The organism is Pseudomonas sp. AF03-9 (genome assembly GCF_020515815.1).
Classification (GTDB): Bacteria; Pseudomonadota; Gammaproteobacteria; order Pseudomonadales; family Pseudomonadaceae; genus Aquipseudomonas.
In genome coordinates this window covers 38,050-61,315 of record NZ_JAHPJF010000013.1, presented here as the reverse complement: position 1 = coordinate 61,315, position 23,266 = coordinate 38,050, and the positions used below count along the sequence as shown (strand labels likewise).

Genomic DNA, 23,266 nt, shown 5'->3' with positions numbered 1-23,266 from the left:
TTCCAGGAAACACTCATGGACACCAAACTGCTCGACATCCTCGCTTGCCCTATCTGCAAAGGCCCGCTCAAGCTCAGCGCCGACAAAACCGAGCTGATCAGCAAAGGCGCCGGCCTGGCTTTCCCGATCCGTGATGGCATTCCGGTCATGCTGGAAAGCGAAGCCCGTACCCTGACCTCCGATGAGCGCCTGGATAAATGACCACCGCCTTTACCGTTGTCATTCCTTCGCGCTTTGCCTCAACCCGCTTGCCGGGCAAACCGCTGCAACTGATCGGCAACAAGCCGATGATCCAGCTGGTGTGGGAGCAGGCCTGCAAGAGCAGCGCCGAGCGGGTCGTAGTGGCCACTGATGACCCACGCATCATCGAAGCCTGCCAAGGCTTCGGCGCCGAAGCAGTGCTGACCCGTGAAGACCACAACTCCGGCACCGACCGTTTGGCCGAAGTGGCCACGCAGCTGGGCCTGGCGCCCGATGCCATCGTGGTCAACGTACAAGGCGACGAGCCGCTGATCCCGCCAAGCGTCATCGACCAGGTGGCTGCCAACCTCGCTGCCCACGGCGAAGCACGCATGGCGACGCTGGCTGAGCCGATTGAAGACATCGCTACGCTGTTCAACCCGAACGTGGTGAAAGTGGTCAGCGACATCAACGGCCTGGCACTGACCTTCAGCCGCTCGACCTTGCCTTGGGCGCGCGACGCCTTCGCCAAGCATCCTGACGCGTTGCCGGAGGGTGTGCCGTATCGCCGCCACATCGGCATCTACGCCTACCGCGCCGGATTCCTGCATGACTTCGTCAGCTGGGGCCCCTGCTGGCTGGAAAACACCGAATCCCTGGAACAACTGCGTGCCTTGTGGCACGGCGTGCGCATCCACGTCGGCGACGCCCTGGAAGCGCCGCCCGCCGGTGTCGACACGCCGGAAGACCTTGAGCGCGTCCGTCGCCTGTTGGGGGCCTGATGGAAGTCCTGTTCGTCTGCCTGGGCAACATCTGCCGCTCGCCAACGGCCGAGGGCGTGTTGCGCCAGAAGTTGCGCGATGCGGGGCTGGCCGGGCAGGTTGAAGTCGCGTCCGCCGGCACTGGTGACTGGCATGTCGGCAACCCGCCGGACCAGCGCAGCCAGCGCGCGGCGCTGGCGCGCGGCTACGACCTGTCGGCACAGCGTGCGCAGCAGGTCGGTCGAGCCGACTTCGCGCGCTACGACCTGATCCTGGCCATGGATCACAGCAACCTGCGCAACCTCAAGGCGCTGCAGCCGGGGCAGGGCAAGGCAGAGCTGGACTTGTTCCTGCGCCGCTATGACGCTGAGGTCGACGAGGTGCCAGACCCATACTACGAAGGCGAACAAGGCTTTGAGCGGGTCCTTGACCTGATCGAGCAAGCCTGTGACCTATTGGTGATCGAAATTAAGGGGCGGTTATGACCTTGCACGTGCTTGCGCAGGTATCGCTCAAGCCCTTCAACAGCTTTGGCATCGATGTGCGCGCGCGACTGTTCGCCGAAGCCCGCAGTGACGCCGATGTTCGTGAGGCCCTGGCCTACGCCGCCGCGCAGGCGCTGCCACTGCTGGTGATTGGCGGCGGCAGCAATTTGCTGCTGACCCAGGACATACCGGCGCTGGTGTTGCGCATGGCCACCCAAGGTATTCGGGTGTTGCAGGACGATGGCCAGCAGGTGATCGTTGAAGCCGAAGCAGGCGAGGCCTGGCACCCCTTTGTGCTCTGGACCCTGGAGCAAGGCTTTTGTGGCCTGGAAAACCTCAGCCTGATCCCCGGCACCGTCGGTGCCGCGCCGATGCAGAATATCGGCGCCTATGGCGTAGAAATCAAAGACGTATTCGCCGGCCTGACCGCCCTGGATCGCCAAACCGGCGAACTGCGGGATTTCAGCCTGGAGGAATGCAACTTCGCCTATCGTGACAGCCTGTTCAAACACGAAGTCGGGCGCTGGCTGATCCTGCGCGTGCGTTTCGCCCTGAGCCGCGTCAGCCACCTGAAACTCGACTACGGCCCGGTGCAGCAGCGCCTGACCGGGCAAGGGATCACCGAGGCGACACCGAGCGATGTGAGCCGCGCCATTTGCAGCATCCGCCGCGAAAAACTGCCAGACCCGGCAGAGCTGGGCAATGCTGGCAGCTTCTTCAAGAACCCGTTGGTCTCCCAAGCCCTTGCGGCTGAACTGCAAGCCTTATACCCCGATCTTGTGGCCTACCCGCAGGCAGATGGGCAGATGAAACTCGCTGCCGGTTGGCTGATCGACAAGGCTGGCTGGAAGGGCTTTCGGGATGGCGATGCGGGCGTGCACAAGCTGCAGGCGCTGGTGCTGGTCAACTATGGTGCCGCCACCGGGCACGATATTGCAGACCTGGCGCTACGTATCCAGCGCGACATTGCCGAACGCTTCAAGGTGGACCTGGAGATGGAGCCCAACCAGTACTGATCCCTTGAAAACAAGAAAGCCCCGCATCTTTCGATACGGGGCTTTTTTTGTGTCGGCTGAAATCAGTCGTCGCGGCTCATGATGCCGAAGATCTGCAACAGGCTGATAAACAGGTTGTAGATCGACACATACAGGCTGATGGTCGCCATGATGTAGTTACGCTCACCGCCGTGGATGATCGCACTGGTCTGGAACAGGATGCACACCGAGGAGAACAGCACAAAACCCGCGCTGATCGCCAACTGCAGGCCGCTGATCTGGAAGAACATCCCAGCTACCACCGCTGCCAGCAGCACGAAGAAGCCTGCGGTGATGAAACCGCCCAGGAAACTCATGTCCTTACGGGTGACCAGCACGTAGGCCGACAGGCCACCAAACACCAGCGCGGTCATGGCAAACGCCGAACTGACCACTTGCGCACCGCCGGCCATGCCGAGGTAGCGGTTAAGGATCGGGCCGAGGATAAAGCCCATGAAACCGGTCAAGGCAAACGCCGACACCAGGCCCCAGGCCGAATCGCGCAGTTTGTTGGTCAGGAAAAACAGACCATAGAAGCCGATCAGCACGACAAAAATGTTCGGATAACCAACACGCATCTGCTGCGCCACGAACGCCATCACGCCGCTGAATGCGAGGGTAAGGGCGAGCAAGCCGTACGTGTTGCGCAATACGCGGCTGACTTCAAGCTGCTCAGCCTGCGCATTGCCATTCACTGCGTAATTCTGTTCGCGCATGGCGACACTCCTTGAGTTTTGAAACGTTCAGTCGCAAAGATCATAACAGACGCTCTGTAACAAGCGATGGCGAGAGTTTGACAGTGTGTTTCATTCGGGTATTATGGCGCCCGCTGAGACGGGATGGTCTATTCTAATCCTGTGATGCAAAAGGGAAATTGGCAGAGTGGTTGAATGCACCGGTCTTGAAAACCGGCGAACGTTAATAGCGTTCCCAGGGTTCGAATCCCTGGTTTCCCGCCAAGATTCATACAAAAGCCCCGCAATGCGGGGCTTTTGTGTTTCTGGCATTCGGGAAGCGGGAGGCGTCTTTTCATAGGTATTCCATAACTATTGTGGAAGTGTCCCAGAACTTTCCTATTTTGATGGCTTCGCGGTCGCGCCGATCCTCCTGTAAACCCGCTTGGTAATTTCCTGTCCGCTGTGCCAGCAGCAGGTTCGCGTCGCCAATAATCAGCGTCATCGCCTCGCTCTGCTCAGTAATCCCAGACCACTCCATCAGATCGACCAAGGGCTAGCGTATTCCAAGTCTGACACGGCATCGATGATGCAAAGTGTCACTGCTTATTCTTCCTTAAAACAGTAGATCGGAGGCTGATCTTGGGGAGTGATTATGAAGGAAGGGAAATCGGTGATTGTTACCGTCTTGTATAGCCTTAGATCGCTTCCAGTAGCGGGGAGAGTACTGCGCATTTTGTTCGCCACAATGGACTCGCTGGCTGGATTTGAAGGGCTGAATGAGACAGTTAGGCTATCTGGGTCAATATCAACTAACTCACCGTCATCTTCCATGGTTGCTCGCGACTGGTAATTCACGGTCATTGTGGTGGTTGATGATCCCTGTGGGACAAACGTTACGCTCACATCAGTACGGGTCAGGTTCCCCGTTCTTTCTTCGATGTGCGCGCGAGTTTTCAGGAGCGTTGGAAATAAATTTCCCCCGTTTCCTTCAAGCCGCGTCTCACAGCTAACCACACTACCGGGCGGGTACGCGGCATTGAGCTTGAGCATTTCTTCCCGCGTTATAGCTTCGACATTCATCGAGCACAACACCGCAATACCGATACCCGTAGGTAGTAGAAACGTTTTGTAGATGTGATTCATGTCCCTATCCTTCGATGTTGAAGCTCCGGTGGTGCTTAAATCCAGAAAAAGGTAAGCGTCCCGCCAAGACACCTTGATTTTCGATATGGCACGCGAAGCAATGCCTGCTTCTTGATAGATGCTTAGTTGAAGGAATAAGTAATTATCGTGCCGGCAAAGCCGGTTCGGCGGGTCGTGCCGCATTCCGCACGACTGATCTCTCCCTCTCATTGTTTTCCAGAATGATCCCGAATAGGCCAGACAGCTCCTTTCGTCCCTTGGATGTCAATGCGAGTGCCCGGCTATCAAGGTCTTGGATAACCCACTTGCGGCTTATGACCGTCTGTAGAAAAGCCGCTCCGAGTGCTCCGGCAAGATGAGGGCGCCGCATGCTCCAGTCCAAGCAGGAGCACGCGAAACGACGCCGCTGTGCCCTTACCTTTTCTATCTCGATACCGAGCCCGGTCATGGCTTTTTCGCCGCTTATCGTAAGCTGATACAACTCCCCGGAAACTGGCACGGTTAACCAGCCTGACTCCACGAAATGATCGTGCAGTTGTACAGCCAGTGTTCCTGCCATGTGGTCATAACAGGTACGCGCGAACTGCAGTCGGGTTGGGGTCGTGGACACATATCGTGTAGGTGCGTTTTGGCTGATCACCATGAGGGCCTCAATAGCCTGGGCCACTTGCGCGTCAGCCAGACTGTAGTAACGATGCCTGCCTTGCGTGTGCAACTTTACCAACCCGTCCTCTTTTAGCCTTGCCAAATGCGCGCTCGCCGTGGACGCACTGACGTCGGCGATGACGGCCATTTCGGTACTGGTACGGGCGTGGCCGTCCATCAGCGAACACAGCATTTTCGTCCTCGCTGGTTCGGCAATAGCGCCGGCTACCCGAGAAATCGCGGTGTCATTGCTTCGAGCGTCCATATTTCGTTCCTGAGCGAATCGTCACCATGAGGGGTGCTCGATAGTAGCCGTTCTTTGTGAACAGGACTTACGCAATGACGCCTTTTGAAGCCGCTACCCATACTGATCCCTACGTTTATTACTCAGGTCTCAGGCGACAAAACGGCCTGCTATTCGATGCAGATCTTCGTTTATGGATTGCAAGTAGTGCCGAAGCTGTCGAAGCCATTCTGGGGCATCCAGACTGTCGGGTGCGTCCGCTAAACGAGCCGATACCTCCTGCCATTGCGCAAGGCGTGGCAGGAATGATTTTCGGTCGTTTGATGCGCATGAACGAAGGCCCACAGCACCTGTGCCCCAGGATGGTTATCGAACCTGCCTTGGCCTCTGTCCAAACAGATAGCATCGCAGACATCGTGTCACGTGTGGTCGAGACCCTCGATAACCCGGTCGACAACCTAGATGAGTTGATGTTCACGTTACCGGTTTCCGTTATTGCCGCTTTGATAGGCTTTCCATCCAACCGGCTACAGGAAGTAGCGAGGCTGACGAGGGATTTCGTCGCCTGCCTGTCGCCGTTAAGCGACGAAATTCAACTCGGTGAAGCTGATTCTGGGGCCACCCGACTTAGTCAATTAGTCAGCGCGCTGCTGAGCAACGACGATGAAAGTAGCCGCTTCTTGAGCCATATCTGGAGTGGATGCGAAGCCACCGCCTGGAGAGATCATGATGAATTGATCGCTAACCTGATCGGCCTGTTGTCACAGACCTGCGAAGCCACTGCAGGCCTGATCGGCAATACCCTTGTAGCGCTCCATCGTAACCCTGATCTGATTAAAGACATGCTACCTACGCAGATGCTCGTTGCAGACTTGGTGGAAGAGGTAGCGCGCTACGACTCGCCCGTGCAAAACACCCGGCGATTCGTTGCTAAGCGATGCACTATCGGGGGCAGCGTCTTGGAGGCGGGCGATACCGTTCTAGTGTTACTCGCTTCAGCCAATAGGGATTCCTACGCGAACCCAGACCCCGATAGACTCTTGGTCAAACGAACGCAACGACGAACCTTCAGCTTCGGATCAGGACGACATGAATGTCCAGGCCAGCAACTTGCATTGACTATCGCCGCTGAGGCGATTTTGGCATGGCTGCATCGACAACCAGCCTCCTCTGCGCGTCCTTATCGGTGGAGTTATTTGCCCTCCCTTAATGGTCGCATACCTCATTTTTATCGTGATCGGGAAACTCAGCAATGAATCGCCCCGTATTCTCTAGACACCTTGCAAGCTCATTGGCCCCGTTAGAGGCTCAGTTACCTCTGTAGGTAGAGAAACCATAGGGGCTGAGCAGTAATGGAATGTGGTAGTGCGCAACGGCACCGTCTACCTCAAAGATTACCGGTACCTCAGGGAAGAAACTTGGAATCTTATGCGCTTTGAACCACTCGCCTGTCTTGAAGGTTACACGGTAGATGCCTTTCTCCAGAGCCTGACCTTCGGGGTATAGCCCGGGAATACGACCTTGTTCATTTGTCGAAGCGCTGTTGAGCATGTCCCAGTTCTTACCGTCTTGTTTTTCCAATGTGACATTGATACCAGGGGAGGGCAGGCCATCTTGTAAGTTGAGGACATGCACGCTCAGCGGGTTTCCTGCCGCTGATGCCAGTGACGATACGACACTCAATACAACGCCAGCGAAGAATGTTTTCAATCCAGTCATGATGATGTCCTTAGTTTTTGACGGTAGGTAAAATTTTGTTGATAGCGGCCAATGCGCAACCTTCATCGTTTGCTGCTCCGCCGGCACCGGCCACTCCGATTGCGCCAATGACTTGCCCTTCAAACAGCAACGGCACGCCGCCGCCTAGCAGCAATAGCTCATGCAGGGTGTTGAGGTTTTCCGCATCGGGGGTACTGCGAGCACGCTCTGCCAACAGTCGTGTGGGCGTCTTGGTCGATAGGGCGGTATAGGCTTTGCGTTGGGCGGCTAATGTATTGTGTGGGCCCACGTTATCGTCACGCTGCAAGGCGACTAGATTTGCGCCACTGTCGACAATTGCAGCAACACCTGTGCGGCCTTCGGCGTGACACGCTGCCAGCGCGGTATTTAGCAAATCATTGGCCATTGCCAATGAAACGTCGTTGCGCTGCACAACTTGACCCGGGGCTGCAACGGCGAGCGCAGAGCTCATTGCAAGTGAGCTGAGCAATAAAGCTGACAGGCGTATACGCATGCTTTTTTCCTTTGTTTTGTCTGGCTGAGTCATCGCCAGGCATGATGCCCCGTGCACACCGTCAGAATGATTGCCTCATGATTACCAAGATGTAATGTGCCAAAACGGCCAAGCGCGCTAGCCTATGCTCCAATTCTGGAGGAAAAGATGCGTATCCTGGTCGTTGAAGATGAAGCGAAAACAGCGGATTACCTCCACAAAGCCCTGACTGAATCGGGCTACGTGGTGGAGGTCGCCTTAGATGGCCTGGAGGGCCAGTATCTGGCACAGGAAAGTGAGTTCGACTTGATCATCCTGGATGTCATGCTGCCGGGCCTGGACGGTTGGCAATTGCTTCAGATTATTCGACGCAAGTGGCAAACCCCGGTGCTTTTTCTTACTGCTAGGGACTCTGTGGAGGATCGGGTCAAGGGGCTTGAATCAGGGGCCGATGATTATTTGGTCAAACCCTTTTCCTATGCCGAGTTATTGGCGCGTGTACGTACGCTCCTGCGCAGGGGGCCGCCCCGTGAGGTCGAGCAGTTCCTGGTTGCAGACCTGAGCGTGGATCTGTTGAGCCGTAAGGTCACGCGCCAGGGTGAACGCCTGACCCTGACCAACAAGGAGTTTGCCCTGTTGCACCTGTTAGTCAGTAGGGAAGGAGAGGTGCTATCGCGTTCCTCGATTGCTTCGCAAATCTGGCAGATGAACTTTGACAGTGATACCAATGTGGTCGATGTCGCCATCCGACGACTGCGCGCCAAGGTTGACGATCCTTACCCACTAAAGTTGATACATACAGTGCGTGGCATCGGTTACATGCTTGAGGTGCAATCCTGAAACTGTTTGCGCGTAACCTGAGCTTGCGCCTGGCGCTCATGTTCGCGTTAGTCAGTGCGCTGCTGCTGGGGTCCATTGGTTTTTATCTTTATCAGTCGTTACAGCGAGAAATCGCTTGGCGCGATGACCAGGCCCTGCTCGGGCGCCTGGAGCGCATGCATGCGTTGATCAACGACAGTATCAGCGTCGAGCAACTCAGAAAGCGGCCCAAGCTATACGAAAATATGCTGGGCAATCGCGACAACTTGCTGTGGATCATCGATGACACAGGTCAGGTGCTGATCGAAATCAACCCCGTCGGCATGAGCTTGCCCGCGTTACCGGCTGTAGCCCAGGCTCAGTTGAGTGACGGTAACTCTTCGGTGGCAGTGCGCTTTGCCTGGCAGCATGTCATGCAAGGTGATCGCGGCTTGACCCTGATTGCTGGCAAGTTGTTGAGCGAGCGCGAGCAGATGCTGGGGGCTTATCGACTCAAGCTCTGGCTCGCGATGTCGGTCGGTGCGCTGCTGGCTTTTGTGCTCGGCGGGTGGGTAAGTCAGCGAGGCTTACGACCTGTGCGCTTACTGGCGAAGCGCGCTGCCGCAATTGATGTACACCATCTGCATCTGCGGCTGGATGAGTTCAACGAACTGAGTGAACTACAAGCACTCAGCCAAGCGCTTAACCAGATGCTTGCACGCCTCGAAGAGGGGTTCGCCCAGCTATCACGATTCTCGGAGGATCTCGCCCATGAGATGCGCACCCCGCTCACCAATCTGATGGGGCACACCCAGCAGGCCCTGAGGCATTGTCGTTCAATCGAAGACTATCAAAACTTGCTGGTTTCGAATCAGGAAGAGTATGAGCGTCTAGCGCGAATGGTCGATAGCATGCTGTTTCTCGCGCGCACCGAGCAGTCGCATGCATGTGTCAGTGATGAGCTCATCAACCTGCACGACCTGGTGGAGCAACTGTGTGAGTATTTTGAAGGTGTTGCACAAGAACGTGATGTCGCGCTGATCAATCAGGCCCATGATCAACTGCATGCTGATCCTGCTTTGATCCGCAGAGCACTGGCCAACTTGCTGGCCAACGCACTGCGTTATGGCTCTCCTGCTACGCCGGTAACCATTAGCAGTATGGCTTTAGGGGACAGGATTGAAATTATCGTGCATAACCAAGGCCAGCCGATTTCAGCGCAGCATCTCCCTCGACTGTTTGAGCGCTTCTACCGGTGCGATCCGTCACGTAGTCAGCCGGACGACTCTGGTGGGCTAGGTTTAGCCATCGTTCGCTCAATTATGCAGTTGCATGGTGGTCGGGTCAGCGTAGACAGCAATTCATCCGGAACGAGCTTTCGTTTGGAGTTTCCTCCAATGGGCCCGGTAGCAAGCCAGGTTGAATCCAAGCGGATTATTTAGTGAGTCCTCCTGAACATGATCGACTGGACCTGTGTTTGCACATAACGTTGTGACGCTGTTGTGGATGACGTGAGCAACGCCAGCAAGGTCAATTCATCCACTTGAAGATCCAGCGAACCGGCCAGGGCCAGTACCGCTTCACCGCTCTTTTGCGGTGCGGCGAGGCTTACCGATTGCCGTGACAGCCCGCCCGAGTTCGCGTTGATGTCAGTAAAACCGGATACCTCGACCCGCCCGGTAGGCGTCGTCAACGTGCCGCTGACACGACCTAAAGCATGCTGGCTTGACGCTCTAACGTGCAGTTTCAGGTTATATCCTTGCACTGCCATCCAAGTGCCATTTAACCGGTTGTCGTGCTCCGAAGCCAAGGTGGGGGTGATAGGACGTAGTTCTATGGCCTCATCTGCAACCCGTCGATAGCTCAGTTTGTCCAGATACGCTCCTTGTTTAGCCAGATCGGGAAAATCTTCGGTGGCGATGAGCACGTGCGATAGATTGAGCCGATCCTCGCCTGCGATCCGATGGAGCTGTCCGCACAACCCCGACACCCAATGCCAGCTCGGGTCGGCCTGCTGCTCATCCAGCGAGTGCCAGTCTATAGCCAATGCCACAGGTAGCCCTTTTTCCCGTGAAGGACTTGTACTCGCTTGATAACCCGTCACTGCGTATCGGCCCGTTGAGCCCGTGGATGACTGATACGAACCGGTAATGACATTGCCGGTGACCGTCAACGTCATTGTCGAGCCGTAGTCATTTTTCCAGGTGCCAGCGGCGCAAAGCGGCGGCGCTGTATGGGCAGTCGCTAGGGGCGGGCGGAGCACCAGCTTTCCACTGACAAGCGTGCGCGGCTTTGCCTCAAAGCGCCGTGAAGATGAGCGGCTGATAATCTGGGGCCCCTGCGGGCGGTTAAACAGCCATATCCCAACCGGCGCGAGTGAGTAAGTGCCTGCTCGACATTGCACCACACGATACTCATAGACGGTGTAGCAATACTCCATCACCAGCGAACCCACCAGCACCAGGTCGGTCAGTCCCAGCGGCTCGAATTGAGGAAGGGTTTTACCCTTGTCTGGACCGTCCTCGATCAAAACGTTGTACAGGTCGGCACCCAGGGTGATTTCGCCATCGGCGAAGCCCAGGACGACCGTTGGACTGCCGCCTTGGGCAATACGCTCAAGGGTCTGGCGCATCAGCCGGTCATCCCCTTTGAATTGGGATGAGCCAGAGTCCAGCGCGAAGGTTACGTTCCTGGCCAAAACGTCGCCGCCTACGGTGTAGGACGTCAGCGGAGTCGACCAGATGTATTCCATACCACGCACTTTGCTGTAGAGCGACCACGGAAGAAACAGGTGCGGACCACGGGTTTTAGCCGCATCCACTGCCCCCATCTGGCACACGCCCCGACGCGAAGCAGGGTCCCAGTCGAAGGCAACGAAGGGTTGATGGGGATCGATTTTTCCAGCATTCATCAACGCCTGAAACACAAACGAGCTTTTCCCGTCGACATAGGCGCTGCTGCTGGGCAAGCCCATGCCGCCGTCCCAGTCCAATTGGCGAAACTGCGTTCCGGTGTAGTCTGCCGCCAGTAGAAGTTGAATGGGCAATGCGGTGTTATTCAGAGTCAATACATCCGAACCGGATTCTACCTGCATCGTGCCCCAGGGCCCGAAGCTGTAGGGCCGTTGCAGGCAATCCGTAAAGGTGAAGGTGCTGGACGCCTGATGGTCAAACCGGCCTGCGCTGAAGTGCTGGCATCGGTCGGGCGAACACAGGCTGGAGGTTATCCAGGTGATATTGGTTCCGGTGTCCATCGACACCTTCAGGGATTGCCCTGGTGTGCCTACCTGTACACGGGTGTACCAAGGTGTGGCGCCGTTGTTCTGAAAGGGACCGCGTTGCATGGTAAAGGTGAATCCGTCACTCCATTGTTGACTGTCCATAGTGAATTCCGTGTCTGCAATTTGATGGGGCATCCGGTTGGATGACCCGCTCGAGGTCTGGGGTTATTCAAACGCAGGGGGCAGGGCGTGGGCTGTCAGTCACGATGGATCACATATGCCTGAAAGCACGATGGGCATTGTGCTAATCCAACGCCTTGCCCTCGGTTTCAGGAATGAACAGTGCGAGCAACACGGTTACCAGCATGAAGGCATTGATAAAGGTGGTGGTCATATTGAAGGAGGCGCCGTAAGCCACCAGTGCGCCGATCAAAGACGGTGCCAGGATATTGGCCACGCGTTGCGCAAAAATCGCCCACCCGTAACCGATGGTACGCAATGGGGTCGGGTACAGCTCGGCGATCCAGGTGCCCCACACCCCCCAAGCCCCCAGGCTGAAGAACGCCAGGGCGAAGTTGCTCAGGTACAGCATTTCCAGGCTTTGAGCGTTGGCAAAGCCGTAGCCAGCGAGCACCGAGGCACTGATGAAACCGATAATGACGTGTTTGCGGCCATAACGATGGGTGAGCCACGACGCCGCCATGTAGCCGGGGATCATGCACAGTGCCGACAGTGCAATAAAACCGTAGCTTTGCGGCAGGCTCAGCCCGCGTTGTTGCAACAGCGTCGGCAGCCAGGTCTGCAAGCCCCAGTAACCCCAGGAGAACGTAAAATTCACCAGGATCTGCAACGCACTGATCCTCAACAGCGCCGGTGAAAACAGCTCCCGCTGGCGCCCTGACGTCGTTTGGTCCACTTGCAGCAGGCAATCTTCAGGCACTTGCACGGTACCTCGGCTTAATCGCGTGATGACCGCTCGGGCCTGCGCTTGGCGCTTGGCGTTGGCCAGCCAGTACGGCGACTCCGGCACCCAGAGCGCCACCACCAAAGCCCACAACCCACCCAGTGAACTCACCGCAATGATTGTGCGCCAACCATAGGGCATCAGCCATACGGTCGCCCCCAGTGCCAGTAGCATGCCGATTGGCCATCCCGAGGCCAGGTACACGGTTAGCGCGCCGCGATGGCGCACGGGCAATAGCTCCTGATAGTGAGCAAACGTCACCACCATCATGCCAACTGCGGCCACGCCCGAGAACAGCCGTAACGCGTAGAGCGAGGCGTAGTCGGGGGCAAACGCACTCGCCAACGAGATCACGCCGTAAATGGCCAGGCTCCAGACCACCGCGCCCTTGCGGCCGATACGTTCGGCGAGCTTGCCCCAGACTAACGAGCCCAACAGCATGCCGATGAACATGGCGCCGATCAGGTGGCCGACGGCAAGTGCATCCAGGGAAAAATCCTGGGCGATCAGCGGCGCGGTGTAGACGATGATCATCATCTCCCACGCCTCAATGGCGAACACAAAAAACAGCGCCAAGCAGCACTTGAGGTGCTCGCGGGTCAGGGGTACGTCTCTGAATACATCGCCCACTTGCCGAGTGGAGGTGTAGTTGGCTTGTGCGGGCATTGGCGTGACGTCGCTCATAGGGATTGCTCCAAGTAAGGGCTAGGCTTGCACACGGTTACCGATGGGCACCGGGCCCTGAAACAGGCCAAAGGCTTTGATTTCGGCTTCCGGTGGAGGCTCGCAACTGCCGACACGGCTGGGGCTCCAGCCGAAGCGCTGCTTCATCCCCGCCATGGCTTCGGCCATCTTGAACGCGGCGACCACCGGGTCGATCACGGGTACGCCGACCTCACGCTGCACCTGTTCGAAGAAACCGAATTCGATGGTGCAGCCCAAAATGATCGCTTCCGCGCCATCTTCCTCGACCGCCAAAAACGCTTGTTCAATGATTCGGCGTCGGGTGAGGGCCGGGTCTTTCTGGAACTCATCGACGCCCATGCCCAGCGCGCGCATAGAGGCGAGTCGATCCGCCGAGCCGTAGCCGCGAACGCGCTCGCGCATTTGCTCCATCCATTTATCTCGCCCTACGATGATCGAATAACGGTTAGCCAGTTGGTCGGCGATCTGCAGGCTGGCCTGGCAGGGAGCAACCACCAGGCAGTTGCCGGAGATTTCCCGGGCATCCTCCAGGGCCGGATCGTAGAAGCAGCCGATCACCAGGGCATCGATGTTTTGCTGGGCGCAATCGCGGGCAATGCGTACCGTGCGCTCGTAGGTCATTGCCTCGTAGGCCCGGTACTCCAGGTGTGTCGGGCTGGGCTGCATATCGAACGACACCACTTCCAGGTGTGTCGAGGGGTGCTTGATGCCGTGCAGCAACTCGGCGATCGGTGCGTCGAACATCGAGCAACCAATCGGGTTAAGCCAGCGCACTGTCACCGGCACATCGTGTGGTGGGGGAGTGGGGGTTGGGGTTTGCATCGGTTATTTCCTCGGATAGGGGGCCAATTGGCGCTAGAAAAACTTCACCAGCGCCATGGTCAGCTCATTGGAATGGGGCAGGTTGGCGCTGTGGTAGTAGTCGAAATTCAGATTTGCAGACAGGTAGAGTCCCTGTTGGGAAAAGCCTGTGTAGGTCATCGACGGTCCGATTTTTCCAACCCGCGACTCGGCATAGTCCGAGGCTGTTCGATTGTTGATGTGGTAGACGTGATGCGCGCCCAGCCACAGGTCATCGGTGACGAGGTAGCCGGCGGCGACGTTGGCCAGCCATAGGCTGACACCGCCTTGCAAGCGCTTGGGATCGCCGCTGCCGAGATCTGTGGTGTTGCGGTTACGTGCGGCGTAATGGATGCCAACTGGGGTGAAGGTCGCGGCGAATTTTCCGACACGCAGGTAATTGGCGAGGCTGAAACTCAGCGCATAGCGGTTGGCAAAGGCACCGTAACCGGCAACTTCGTTGTTACCGTTGGGGAACTCGACCGTCAGCGTCGGGTTGGTCCAGAACGTGGTGTAGTCCTCTGAACCATAGGCGCTGGCGGGCTCGACCACGTTGTAGTAGTAGGCAAAGCCGAGATTGGGTGAGGCGATGCCCCAGGGGCTGACGTTTTTCGCGTCGTTGGTGCTGGCGTATCCGGGAACGGCGCCGACCCAGAACTGCAATTGGTCGCGGGTGGTGTCGGTGAAACCGGTCTCGGAAAAGTACGCAAGCACCGTATTGCCACCGGCACGTACATTGCCGTCGGTGTTGCGGTTGAAGACCGGGAAGGTTTCCAAAGCCCAGCGTCCCGGCAGCCCTGGTTGACCGAAGCCGATGAATTGTTCGGCTTGGGTTGAAGGGCTGCTGCCCAACACCAACGCCAGCGAGCACGCAGCGCCGAAGCGCGAGAGTGGAAGTTGCAACATGACGGTTCTCTCTTATTGTTTTAGGTCAACGCATGGAAAGCCGCCGCACGGCGGTGTATTGGGATCAGGGCATGACGCCGTACACGGCGCGGGCGGTTTGCGCGTCGAGGTAGCCATTCTTCAAGTCGTCGCGCACGGCCGCCGTGTCACGGGCTGCGGGTGCGCCGTAGCCACCGCCGGCCCCCGTGCGTACCCGCACCAGGTCGCCGGCATTGAGAGGGATGCTGCTGGCCATGGCGTAGCGTTCCGGCGGGTTGTCGCCGCGCAGCACTTCGACGTAATTGGGGGTGCCATCCTGGCCCTGTTGCAGGCCCCAGGGTGGAACGACCGAGCGGGTGTAACCACAGGTCAGAAAGCTGTCATCGGCCCGTACGCGATAGTCGATGCAGATGCCTCGCCCACCGCGGAACTGGCCGTGCCCACCGGGTTCGTCATTCAGCGCCATGCGCTCGACATACAGGCCGTAACGGGCCTCACAGACTTCCACTGGACAGTTGTAGGTCTCGCCATGCAGGCCGCAATAAACGGCGTTGTTGCCGTCACGTCCGGGCTCGGCGCCCCAACCACCGATTTCCGGCTCCACCAGGGTAAACAGCCGACCGGTATCCGGATGCCGGCCGCCGATAACAGTGGCGCATACCGAAGAGAAATTGCCCGCCGGCAAGCGGTCGGGAAAATGCTGGGCCAGGCAGCGCAAGATCAGGTCGTGTACGCGAATCAGGTTTTCAAAGTAAAACCCCTCTGCGGCGGGCAGTTGCGCATCGAATAGCGAACCGGGGCGTGTCAGTACATTCAACGGCCGGAACGTGCCTCCATTGGTAATGCCTTGCGGGGCAGTCAGGGATTTGAACGCCATTTGGGCGGCAACCACCGCGCCATCCCGACTGAGGTTAGTGGGCCCGGTGCATTGGTCGGGGTTGTCGCGCAGGTCCACGGTCATTGCACGGTCATGGATCTGCACCGACACCGAATACAGGCTGCCGTCGTCTTGCGGCTCCACCAGGGAAAGGTTGACATTGGGCAGTTCGGCCAGGGCTTTGCGCGATACCTTTTCGCCCAGGTCCATGAAGTCCTGCATCGCCAGCAAAAACAGGTCAGTACCGTATTTGGCGGTCAACTCACGCAGGTGCAAGGCCCCGCCGCGCACCGCCGCTACGCCAGCCCATAGATCGCCTTCCATGAAATCCGGCATGCGCGTGTTGGCCCGCAGTATCTGCAGCACTGAGCGGATCGGTTGGCCACGGCTGATCAGCTTGACCGAGCACAGGCGCAGCCCTTCCTGAAAGATGTCGGTAGCCTCAGTGGACATCGACCCGGGGACCATGCCGCCGACATCGTTCCAGTGGGCGATATTCGCGGTCCAGGCCACGCGCCTGCCCTCGGCAAACACGGGCATGGCCAGCACCACATCGTTCAGGTGAGTGACTGCGCCACCGTGGGGGTCATTGCAGATGAACACATCGCCGTCTTCGATTTCCCCTGGGCGGGCATGTTGCAGCAAGATCTGTTTGACGGCCTTGTCCAGCACGCCTACGAAGGCTGGGATACCTGCGCCGGAGCTGGCAATCTCGCCATTGGCGTCGGTGATGCCGGTGCCCATGTCGAGCACTTCATAAATGACGGGGCTCATGGCAGCTTTGCGCATAGCTACGAACATTTCGTCAGCAATGGCTTGAAGCGAATTTTGGATAATGTCTCGGGTGAAGATGTCGAGCGTATGCATGGCGAGACTCCCGTCAGCCGTTGATCGTGATGTGCAGATTGCCGAAGCGATCCACATGCACCCGGTTTTGTGGATGAACGACGACGGTGGTGCCGGCGTCTTCAATGATGGCGGGGCCGTGGAAACACATTTGGGGTTCCAGCAGGGCGTAGTCGTAGATGGCCGCGTCGTGGATGCCATCGGTTGCGTAGTCGACGACGCGGTGGCCCTTGCGTGCGGCCTCAAGCGTTCGCCCTGTCACTGCAAGCGATTCGGGAATCAGCTTGTCAATTTGCGCGATGGCGACCAGGTGGAAGCCGACGATCTCCACGGGAGCGTCCAGGCAGTAGGTGTAATGCTGTTCGTACAGGGTATGAAAACGATGCTCGATGTGTGCCCAGTCACGTTCGAGGTGTTCATCGGCGTCCAGCGGCACTTCGACCGAGTGTTCCTGGTTCTGGTAGCGCAGCTTGCAATTGACCTTCAATTCGACCCGCTCCGGGGGCACAGCCTCGGCGATGAACTGCTCGCGGGCCGAGGCCATCAGTTCGTTCAGGAACGCCTGGGTGTGCGCCTGTGCCTGTGGCTGGGTGGTGTCGACAAAACGATTGATAAACAGGTCGCGGCGTAAGTCCGACAGGGTCATGCCCCAGGCTGAAAACACCGAGGCGCCGCGCGGGACGATGACTTTTTTGACGCCCAGCTCTTGAGCCAAGGCGACCGCATGCAGCGCGCCACCGCCGCCAAAGGCCATCAGGGTCAGGTCCCGGGGATCGTGACCACGGCTAAGCGACACCAGCTTCAGGGCGTTGACCATGTTGTTATTGGCCAGGCGCACCACACCACGGGCAATTTCATCGGCAGGCAGATCCAAGCGTTCGCTGAGCAGGCTGAAGCCGTCCGCTACTGCTTGTAGGTCGGCTACCACTTCGCCGCCGCAGAAATACGCCGGGTTGATCCGGCCGAGTGCCAGGTTGGCATCCGTGGTGGTGATGTCGGTGCCACCGTTACCGTACGCCGCCGGGCCGGGCAGAGCGCCCGCTGATTGCGGGCCGACATGCAGCTTGTCAAACCCGTCGACCCAGGCAATGGAGCCGCCGCCGTTGCCGATTTCCACTAGGTCCACCACGGGCACCATGATGGGGTAACCGGCATTGAGGCGGTCTCGTTCGATCCAGTAGTCCGTCTTGATCGCGACCTGGCCATCGCGGATCAGTGCGCATTTTGCCGTGGTGCCGCCGATGTCGAGCCCCAGCAAGTTGGGTTCGCCAATCAAGCGTCCCAACTCGGCGGCCGCCCAGAAACCACTGGCCGGCCCGGACTCGACCATGGTGATCGGGATGTCCCTGGCGTGGGCCACACTGTCAACGCCGCAATTGGACTGCATGATATACAGCGGCGCCTCGTAGCCTGCGCTGCGCAGACCCGCCTCCAGTTCATCGAGGTAGCGCGCCGCTATCGGTTGCACGTAGGCCGACAGCACGGTGGTGCTGGAGCGCTCGTACTCGCGCCATTCACGGGTGATCTGATGTGAAGCGACCACCGATACTTCAGGCCACAGCCGCTTCACTTCGGCCAATACCGCCTGCTCGTGGCTGGGGTTGGCGTAGGCATGCAGCAGGCAAATAGCAATGGCTTGCACGCCATCGGCGCGCAAGGCGTCGATGATGGCGGGCAGCTCATCGAGTATTACAGGCTCGCGCTCACGGCCGTCGGTGTGCAGGCGCTCGGTGATTTCCCGGCGTAGGTAGCGCGGCACAAACGGCGCAGGTTTGACCCATTTCAGGTTGAAATAGTCTGGGCGGTTGGCCCGGGCAATTTCCAGGATGTCGCGAAAGCCTCGGGTGGTGATCAGCGCGGTCTTGACCCCACGCCGTTCGGTAAGCGCGTTGATGACAACAGTGGTGCCGTGGGCGAGGAAGTCGACTTCCGAAAGCGTTACCCGTGCCTTTTTGATGACATTGAGAATGCCTTGGGCAAAGTTCGGTGGCGTGGTGTCCACCTTCGCCGTACGCAGAGTCTGCTGGCCGGTGACGGGATCACTTTCGAAGTACACAAGGTCAGTAAAGGTGCCGCCCACATCGGTGGCTACGCGTACGGTTTTTCGGCTTTTCTGCACGGTTCGTCTCCTGGATCGTGTCTTGGCGCAAGCAGGAGAAGGACGGCATGGCGCCCCTCATTGCTGATGGTCACGATGCTAGGCAGGGCGCTGGGCGGGGGGCCACAGATGGGGCGGGTAGGTCGCAGGCCGATAGGTGGCAAGACCTACCCGCCTGGGTGGGTTGGTGGCTTAGAAAGTGGTGTCGAGGTGCCCTTGGCGTATTGCAGCGCTGATTGCCGCGGTGCGGTTGTCCACGCCCAGCTTGGCGAACAGGTGTTTGAGGTGGAACTTTACCGTGTTCTCGGAGATGTCCAGGGCGAGGGCGATGGCCTTGTTGGATTGACCGCTGACAAGCAGCTCCAGTATCTGCGCTTCCTTGCCACTCAGGGCCATGTGCGCCGGCGTTGGGTGCGAGCGCCAGCCGCGCAGTCGCGTGATGGCTGTGGTCAGTAGCGTTGTGGGTTTGGGGTAGGCCTCCAGTGCCGGCAGCAGGCTGGGGCCGACTTCCAGCAACAGGCCGGGCAGGGCGTACTGCATGATCGGGGCAAGGGCCATGTCGAGTTCTTCTGCTTGGAGCTGCCGGCCGTTTTTCGCCGCGGCCAGGGCCATCAACCTCAAGCGCCAGGCGGGTAGACGCAGACCTTTGTTCTCCATCTCTTCAGCGGTTCGTTGAAGGTCGGTCCATGCGGCGCCCGAGTGACCGCTGAGCAACCGCAAGCGGCCCAATGCCAGGCTGGCAGCTTCCTGACTACGCCAGTCTTCGCGCTGACCTGCAATCTGTTCCAGATTGGCCTGCAGGAGCGCTTGGCGAGCGGCATGCAGTTGCCCACTCTGTACCTGGGCATCGATGCGCCAGGCCTGTACCAGACGCAATAGCCGTGGCCACTGGCGCGCGTGCGCCAGGTGGTCGGCATGGTCCAACTCCTGCAGTGCGGCATGCAACCCATGGCTGCGTAACCGCGAACGCCACGCTACCTCCGCCGTCATCGCAACCACATCGAGCCAGCCATCGGCGTGTTCCAATGCAGCCCAGCCGTCGTCCAGCCACGGCTGGATTTCGGACCAAGTACCTTGCCAATAGAGCTGACGTGCCTTGAAGCAGCCGACCAGGGCCCGCAGCGAACTCTCCTGACCAAAATGGCCGTCGGCAAATGCCAGGGCCTCGTCCACCAATGTAGCGGCTTCGTTGATAGACCCTGATAACGCCAGGGCCTGGGCTTCATGGATCCGGCAGTAGTTTTCGCCACGCGGGCTGGCGATCACGCGCATTTTGACGTGAGCGTCCCTGATGGTGCGCAGGCTCGAAACCAACTCGCCGCGCGTCAGGTCCGCCAGTGCGTGCACGCACTCCAGCGTGGCTTGCGCGAGGGTCTGGTCAAGGGGGTAGGGGCTGCTATGGAACGTCGTAACATCAGCATCAAGGCACTCAAAGCAGTCCTGGTAAGCATTCGCCAAGGTTTGGATAACATGAAAGTCTCGGGCCAGTCGTGCATCCCCGACCACCGTGCCACGGGCCAGGTGCAACAGCTGTGTGGACAATTTGTGATCGCCCAGCTTGGCGTGCAGGTAGGCTTGGAGCAGCAGGAGGTCCGGCTGGGTATTGCAGGTAACGGCGTCGAACTGACTCAACAAACCCTGGGCGTAACGAATGCCATGGTGCAGCACCAGTTCCCAGCCGCCTGCGCGGACCACCAGGTTCACCGCCAGTGGGATGTCCCCCGCCTTGAGCGCGTGATGAATGGCTTGGCTCCAGTCCTGTTGCTGCGCCAACCAATGTGCGGCGGCGCGGTGAATTGCCTGGGCTTGATGACTGTCGACACGCAAGCGCAGGAAGTCACGTAGCAATGCGTGATAGCGAAACCACTGGCGTTCGGGGTCCAGGGGAATCAGTAGCGTGTCGAGGTGCGATAGTTGCCTGAAGAGGTCTGCGCTGTCATGGCGGCCGCGCACCGCATCTGCCAAATCGGCATTGAACCGTTGCAGCAAAGAGGTCTGCAGCAGCAGTGATTGGCAGTCCGCGGACAGGCTGTTGAATACATGCGCGGTGAGGTAGTTCGCAACGTCCGTCACTCCCCCGGAGAACGCTGTCAAGCCATACACCGAGCCGTCAATGCTGGTACGCCAGAGGCGTGCCAATTGCACTGCCACGGCCCATCCCTCGGTCGCGATGTGTACGCGACATAGGTCGTTCTCATCCAATCCATTGCCTAGAATGCCACGCACCTCGTGCAAGGACAGGATCAACTCCCGGGCGCTGATCTCGTGTACCCAGCCTTTGGCTTTCCAGCGTGACAGCGGCCAGTCCGGACGGGTCCTGCTGGCGACCACCCAACGCAAGCCCGACGCGGCATGCTCTGTTAATACACCTAGTATCGAACTCACTTCCGGGCTGGCGGCGAGGTGATAGTCATCCAAAAAAAGCGTGATCGCCCGATCTTCCTCGGCAAGCGCGCGCAGTAGCGCCTGGATCGTGCGTTGTGGTTGTACATCCAAGGCTTGCAAGGCTGCCAGGCGCGGCAAGTGCGCCAGCGCAACACCGGCATGGTCCAGCGAAAGGATCAGGTACGCGAGGAAGCGATTGGGGTCTGCGTCAGACTCGTCCAGTGACAACCAGGCCACTATTGCCTTGGGTGTCTGCTGCCGTATGGCTGCGTGCGATTGCATCAGCAGCGTGGTTTTACCGTAACCAGCGGGGGCCGTCAGCAGTGTCAATGGGACAAGGGCGTTCGTTTGCATGGAAGCCAGCAAGGCCTCACGCACAACTGAGGTGAGCATTGGCTGTGGAGGGGTGAGTTTACCGATCCAATACCAAGCATTGGATGAATGAGCGGGGGACTGTTGTTTCATGGTGAGGCGCACCGATGAAGAGCTGTTGGGGCCGTTTTAACAGCAAACTACGCGAGTTGTTGATTGACTGTGTTACCCGCAGTTTCTAAGTAAATCGCCCCGAATTCTCCAGACACTTTGCAGACTCGTGGTCGTGGACGCCCACCATCCCCGATCACTGACGACGGTGATGCGCGCAAATGTGGGAACCAGGCGCGATGCAATCAGGGTATATGCGCAGCTTGGCCCCACAGAAAATGCCCCACTAACTCTGTGGCTTTTCTGGCGAGCTTTTCCTCGTCATCTCTTTGTTTTTTTACTACTATCCTTCATCTGTGTACTCAAGGAAGAGGGGCTGAGCGCCTTGAGGCTGGTAGAAAATTTACACTCGATCATTGAGTGAGTTTTTACTTTTACCCAGAACCTAACGACTCAGCCAGCCGTAATTACTTTTTGGTGGAACCGATGGATAAAATGTGTGGCATCGTTGTAGTGGTAGGACTTGCCCTCTCGGGATGCGCTACGAAAACTCCAGAAAAACCTGAAGAAGTGACGCCGCCTCCTGCCGTAGTTCAACAAGCACCACCTGAAGCCGCACCTTCGACACCCTATACTGTGCGATATGAGGCTGCACCCGCCGCCAGTGCTGACGCGCAAGCCCACGCTTCTGCTGAGGCCGATCAGTCAGACTCTGAAACAAACTTGAACCAAAATCGCGCTGAGCAATGCCGTAAAGAGTTGGATGTTTTGAAGGTTTACAACAAAGCGTCTTACGCCAAATACGAAGCGGAATACCAAGGCATTGCGGCCAAGACTGCAAAATACATGGAAATCAAAGACTCGCTGGGTCCTGATTTGAACTACATGGTTATGCCGGCTTATCAATTTCAAATCCGTGAATTCTGCTTCCGGGTTAAGACCCGTCTGTCAGAGCTTGTGCTTCGCCAAGCCAAATAACGATTTCATGTTCGGGGGCGTCTTTTACCAGTCACGGAGGCACTAAAAAGGTTTCCATCTCTGATGAAATGTTCGCCTCACGGGAATCGCACGGTTAAGCGCCAATGACGCAGAGTGCCTTCGCTGCTGCCGAATTGGCGGGTAAATATAAGCGCCTGATCGGCTTCTTGGTCCAGAGAGGTCAGGCGGCTTCTCCCAATGCCGCTGGCATCGCCCATATCTGGAATCCGCTTGCGCGTTTTCGGGCGAATGTCGTGGGAACTGCACACCAGCGGATGCTGGATGCGTATCTCCCCTGTCTCCTTTCTCTGGTTTTCGTAATTGTTTTTTCGCGTGTGTCGTCGAAACGCAACCGGAGCAATGGTTGGGCAGTCGTTTAACCACAAACTACTTGAATGGAGAACCCCGTGGGCTTACGGATAGAGCTGAATGACGCGCCGCAAGAGGTCGACTACCAAGCGATTCTGGCGCCATTGAAAGAATACAACCAAGCCCAAGCGGGCCTTATCGAAACTGAAAAGTTTGCGCTTTTAATCAAGGATGACGTGGGCGCCACTCAAGGTGGGCTATACGCGAGAATTTCTGGACAGTGGTTATTCGTTGAATTGCTGGTGGTGCCCGAAGCGGCGCGAGGGCAGGGTCTGGGCGCAAAATTGATGGCCAGGGCGGAAGCTCAGGCGCGTGAGAAAGGCTGCCAAGGTATCTGGCTGGACACATTCTCTTTCCAGGCTCCGGACTTTTACCGCCGCTTGGGCTTCAGCCTATTTGGAGAACTTAAGGATTATCCCGTCGCTGGATACAGCCGGTTTTTTATGCAGAAGCGATTTGATTGAATCGCCCCGGTTTTTCTAGCCAGGCTGAGACCT

Annotated in this window: 22 protein-coding genes and 1 tRNA gene; 10 read left to right on the top strand and 13 right to left on the bottom strand. The window is 58.1% G+C overall.

Annotated elements, in window-relative coordinates; all coding sequences use genetic code 11:
- The first annotated feature begins 15 nt into the window (after positions 1-15).
- Genes LIY36_RS16790 through murB form a run of 4 tightly spaced genes read left to right on the top strand, consistent with a single transcriptional unit; the run spans position 16 to position 2,442 of the window.
- Positions 16-201: a Trm112 family protein gene (locus tag LIY36_RS16790; RefSeq protein WP_192296522.1), complete on the top strand. Its 186-nt coding sequence runs from the start codon at positions 16-18 to the stop codon at positions 199-201.
- Entirely contained in the window at positions 198-962 is a 765-nt protein-coding gene (kdsB, locus tag LIY36_RS16785; RefSeq protein WP_192296521.1) for a 3-deoxy-manno-octulosonate cytidylyltransferase, read from the top strand. Before LIY36_RS16790 ends, kdsB begins: the two co-directional genes overlap by 4 nt.
- A complete protein-coding gene (locus LIY36_RS16780; protein WP_226456358.1) occupies positions 962-1,426 on the top strand; it encodes a low molecular weight protein-tyrosine-phosphatase in 465 nt (154 codons plus the stop codon). Before kdsB ends, LIY36_RS16780 begins: the two co-directional genes overlap by 1 nt.
- Complete coding sequence (gene murB / locus LIY36_RS16775) at positions 1,423-2,442, top strand: UDP-N-acetylmuramate dehydrogenase (RefSeq protein ID WP_226456357.1); 1,020 nt, start codon at positions 1,423-1,425, stop codon at positions 2,440-2,442. Before LIY36_RS16780 ends, murB begins: the two co-directional genes overlap by 4 nt.
- Positions 2,443-2,504: 62 nt before the next feature.
- Here murB and LIY36_RS16770 read toward each other — a convergent pair whose 3' ends face one another.
- Complete coding sequence (locus LIY36_RS16770; RefSeq protein WP_192296518.1) at positions 2,505-3,176, bottom strand: Bax inhibitor-1/YccA family protein; 672 nt, start codon at positions 3,174-3,176, stop codon at positions 2,505-2,507.
- A 152-nt stretch (positions 3,177-3,328) separates the two neighbouring features.
- Between LIY36_RS16770 and LIY36_RS16765 the strand changes: the two genes are divergently transcribed.
- Positions 3,329-3,419 (top strand) — tRNA-Ser (locus LIY36_RS16765).
- A 70-nt stretch (positions 3,420-3,489) separates the two neighbouring features.
- Here LIY36_RS16765 and LIY36_RS16760 read toward each other — a convergent pair.
- From LIY36_RS16760 to LIY36_RS16750, 3 genes are all read right to left on the bottom strand, one after another.
- On the bottom strand, positions 3,490-3,687 hold the full coding sequence (locus tag LIY36_RS16760) for a hypothetical protein (protein WP_226456356.1): 198 nt from the start codon (positions 3,685-3,687) through the stop codon (positions 3,490-3,492).
- Positions 3,688-3,740: 53 nt separating this feature from the next.
- Positions 3,741-4,280, bottom strand: a complete 540-nt coding sequence (locus LIY36_RS16755) for a hypothetical protein (protein ID WP_226456355.1) — start codon at positions 4,278-4,280, stop codon at positions 3,741-3,743.
- A gap of 142 nt (positions 4,281-4,422) precedes the next feature.
- Positions 4,423-5,190, bottom strand: coding sequence for an ArsR/SmtB family transcription factor (locus LIY36_RS16750; RefSeq protein WP_226456354.1), 768 nt, complete (start codon positions 5,188-5,190; stop codon positions 4,423-4,425).
- 74 nt (positions 5,191-5,264) lie between these two features.
- Here LIY36_RS16750 and LIY36_RS16745 point away from each other — a divergent pair, with 74 nt between their 5' ends.
- Positions 5,265-6,425 (top strand): cytochrome P450, encoded by a 1,161-nt coding sequence (locus LIY36_RS16745; RefSeq protein WP_226456353.1) that lies wholly within the window; start codon positions 5,265-5,267, stop codon positions 6,423-6,425.
- Between the two features lie 52 nt (positions 6,426-6,477).
- Here the strand turns inward: LIY36_RS16745 and uraH are convergent, their stop codons facing one another.
- Together uraH and LIY36_RS16735 are read right to left on the bottom strand one after the other, a co-directional pair.
- Complete coding sequence (gene uraH / locus LIY36_RS16740; RefSeq protein WP_226456352.1) at positions 6,478-6,888, bottom strand: hydroxyisourate hydrolase; 411 nt, start codon at positions 6,886-6,888, stop codon at positions 6,478-6,480.
- 10 nt (positions 6,889-6,898) lie between these two features.
- On the bottom strand, positions 6,899-7,402 hold the full coding sequence (locus LIY36_RS16735; RefSeq protein WP_226456351.1) for a GlcG/HbpS family heme-binding protein: 504 nt from the start codon (positions 7,400-7,402) through the stop codon (positions 6,899-6,901).
- 147 nt (positions 7,403-7,549) lie between these two features.
- Here LIY36_RS16735 and LIY36_RS16730 point away from each other — a divergent pair, with 147 nt between their 5' ends.
- Positions 7,550-8,221 carry a heavy metal response regulator transcription factor gene (locus tag LIY36_RS16730; RefSeq protein ID WP_192296466.1) on the top strand — a complete coding sequence of 224 codons (672 nt, stop codon included), beginning with the start codon at positions 7,550-7,552 and terminating at the stop codon, positions 8,219-8,221.
- Positions 8,218-9,621 carry a heavy metal sensor histidine kinase gene (locus LIY36_RS16725; RefSeq protein WP_226456453.1) on the top strand — a complete coding sequence of 468 codons (1,404 nt, stop codon included), beginning with the start codon at positions 8,218-8,220 and terminating at the stop codon, positions 9,619-9,621. Before LIY36_RS16730 ends, LIY36_RS16725 begins: the two co-directional genes overlap by 4 nt.
- Here the strand turns inward: LIY36_RS16725 and LIY36_RS16720 are convergent.
- The 7 genes from LIY36_RS16720 to LIY36_RS16690 form a co-directional block, all read right to left on the bottom strand.
- On the bottom strand, positions 9,618-11,561 hold the full coding sequence (locus tag LIY36_RS16720; protein ID WP_226456350.1) for an avidin/streptavidin family protein: 1,944 nt from the start codon (positions 11,559-11,561) through the stop codon (positions 9,618-9,620). The two genes, LIY36_RS16725 and LIY36_RS16720, sit on opposite strands and share 4 nt — an antisense overlap.
- A 142-nt stretch (positions 11,562-11,703) precedes the next feature.
- Positions 11,704-13,047 carry an MFS transporter gene (locus LIY36_RS16715; RefSeq protein ID WP_192296464.1) on the bottom strand — a complete coding sequence of 448 codons (1,344 nt, stop codon included), beginning with the start codon at positions 13,045-13,047 and terminating at the stop codon, positions 11,704-11,706.
- A gap of 21 nt (positions 13,048-13,068) precedes the next feature.
- Positions 13,069-13,890: an aspartate/glutamate racemase family protein gene (locus tag LIY36_RS16710; protein ID WP_226456349.1), complete on the bottom strand. Its 822-nt coding sequence runs from the start codon at positions 13,888-13,890 to the stop codon at positions 13,069-13,071.
- Between the two features lie 33 nt (positions 13,891-13,923).
- Positions 13,924-14,814, bottom strand: coding sequence for a hypothetical protein (locus tag LIY36_RS16705; protein WP_226456348.1), 891 nt, complete (start codon positions 14,812-14,814; stop codon positions 13,924-13,926).
- A 64-nt stretch (positions 14,815-14,878) separates the two neighbouring features.
- Positions 14,879-16,537: a hydantoinase B/oxoprolinase family protein gene (locus LIY36_RS16700; RefSeq protein WP_226456347.1), complete on the bottom strand. Its 1,659-nt coding sequence runs from the start codon at positions 16,535-16,537 to the stop codon at positions 14,879-14,881.
- Positions 16,538-16,550: 13 nt separating this feature from the next.
- Positions 16,551-18,635, bottom strand: coding sequence for a hydantoinase/oxoprolinase family protein (locus LIY36_RS27645; protein ID WP_192296460.1), 2,085 nt, complete (start codon positions 18,633-18,635; stop codon positions 16,551-16,553).
- Between the two features lie 171 nt (positions 18,636-18,806).
- Positions 18,807-21,236 (bottom strand): LuxR C-terminal-related transcriptional regulator, encoded by a 2,430-nt coding sequence (locus LIY36_RS16690; RefSeq protein ID WP_226456346.1) that lies wholly within the window; start codon positions 21,234-21,236, stop codon positions 18,807-18,809.
- A 606-nt stretch (positions 21,237-21,842) separates the two neighbouring features.
- On the opposite strand from LIY36_RS16690, the gene LIY36_RS16685 reads away from it, so the two are divergent.
- Positions 21,843-22,400, top strand: a complete 558-nt coding sequence (locus tag LIY36_RS16685) for a hypothetical protein (RefSeq protein WP_226456345.1) — start codon at positions 21,843-21,845, stop codon at positions 22,398-22,400.
- A gap of 407 nt (positions 22,401-22,807) precedes the next feature.
- Positions 22,808-23,233 carry a GNAT family N-acetyltransferase gene (locus LIY36_RS16680; RefSeq protein ID WP_226456344.1) on the top strand — a complete coding sequence of 142 codons (426 nt, stop codon included), beginning with the start codon at positions 22,808-22,810 and terminating at the stop codon, positions 23,231-23,233.
- The last annotated feature ends 33 nt before the right edge of the window (positions 23,234-23,266 follow it).

Excerpts from the sequence above, each read along its gene's own strand:
- LIY36_RS16755 (WP_226456355.1), bottom strand. The coding sequence starts at position 4,280 with ATGAATCACATCTACAAAACGTTTCTACTACCTACGGGTATCGGTATT.
- LIY36_RS16750 (WP_226456354.1), bottom strand. The coding sequence starts at position 5,190 with ATGGACGCTCGAAGCAATGACACCGCGATTTCTCGGGTAGCCGGCGCT.
- LIY36_RS16715 (WP_192296464.1), bottom strand. The coding sequence starts at position 13,047 with ATGAGCGACGTCACGCCAATGCCCGCACAAGCCAACTACACCTCCACT.
- murB (WP_226456357.1), top strand. The coding sequence starts at position 1,423 with ATGACCTTGCACGTGCTTGCGCAGGTATCGCTCAAGCCCTTCAACAGC.
- uraH (WP_226456352.1), bottom strand. The coding sequence starts at position 6,888 with ATGACTGGATTGAAAACATTCTTCGCTGGCGTTGTATTGAGTGTCGTA.
- LIY36_RS16700 (WP_226456347.1), bottom strand. The coding sequence starts at position 16,537 with ATGCATACGCTCGACATCTTCACCCGAGACATTATCCAAAATTCGCTT.
- LIY36_RS16710 (WP_226456349.1), bottom strand. The coding sequence starts at position 13,890 with ATGCAAACCCCAACCCCCACTCCCCCACCACACGATGTGCCGGTGACA.
- LIY36_RS16730 (WP_192296466.1), top strand. The coding sequence starts at position 7,550 with ATGCGTATCCTGGTCGTTGAAGATGAAGCGAAAACAGCGGATTACCTC.
- kdsB (WP_192296521.1), top strand. The coding sequence starts at position 198 with ATGACCACCGCCTTTACCGTTGTCATTCCTTCGCGCTTTGCCTCAACC.
- LIY36_RS16780 (WP_226456358.1), top strand. The coding sequence starts at position 962 with ATGGAAGTCCTGTTCGTCTGCCTGGGCAACATCTGCCGCTCGCCAACG.
- LIY36_RS16790 (WP_192296522.1), top strand. The coding sequence starts at position 16 with ATGGACACCAAACTGCTCGACATCCTCGCTTGCCCTATCTGCAAAGGC.
- LIY36_RS16705 (WP_226456348.1), bottom strand. The coding sequence starts at position 14,814 with ATGTTGCAACTTCCACTCTCGCGCTTCGGCGCTGCGTGCTCGCTGGCG.
- LIY36_RS16735 (WP_226456351.1), bottom strand. The coding sequence starts at position 7,402 with ATGCGTATACGCCTGTCAGCTTTATTGCTCAGCTCACTTGCAATGAGC.
- LIY36_RS16720 (WP_226456350.1), bottom strand. The coding sequence starts at position 11,561 with ATGGACAGTCAACAATGGAGTGACGGATTCACCTTTACCATGCAACGC.
- LIY36_RS16770 (WP_192296518.1), bottom strand. The coding sequence starts at position 3,176 with ATGCGCGAACAGAATTACGCAGTGAATGGCAATGCGCAGGCTGAGCAG.
- LIY36_RS16745 (WP_226456353.1), top strand. The coding sequence starts at position 5,265 with ATGACGCCTTTTGAAGCCGCTACCCATACTGATCCCTACGTTTATTAC.